This is a genomic window from Actinomadura sp. NBRC 104412 (assembly GCF_030269515.1).
Classification (GTDB): Bacteria; Actinomycetota; Actinomycetes; order Streptosporangiales; family Streptosporangiaceae; genus Spirillospora.
Map to the genome: position 1 here is coordinate 1 of NZ_BSTM01000126.1, position 249 is coordinate 249.

General features: G+C 70.3%; 1 pseudogene. It reads right to left on the bottom strand.

Annotation, left to right across the window (positions count from 1 at the left end):
• Positions 1–4 precede the first annotated feature (4 nt).
• Positions 5–249: pseudogene (locus QSK21_RS36010) on the bottom strand (IS110 family transposase); the annotation flags it as partial.

Genomic DNA, 249 nt, shown 5'->3' on the forward strand with positions numbered 1-249 from the left:
GGTGTCAAGCGGCGTGGGGTTGTTGGTGGTGTGACCAGGCGGTTGCCTCGTCGTAGAGGGTGCGGGTTTTCAGGCAGCCGTGCAGGATGCCGATCAGGCGGTTGCTGAGCTGGCGGAGTGCGGCGTTATGGCCGACCTGGCGGGCGCGCTGCCGGTCGTAGTAGGCGCGGGCGCCGGGTGAGCCGTTGATGGCGCCCATCGCCTGGGTGTGGGCGGCGTCGGCGAGCCGGTTGTTGCGCACGAACCGGG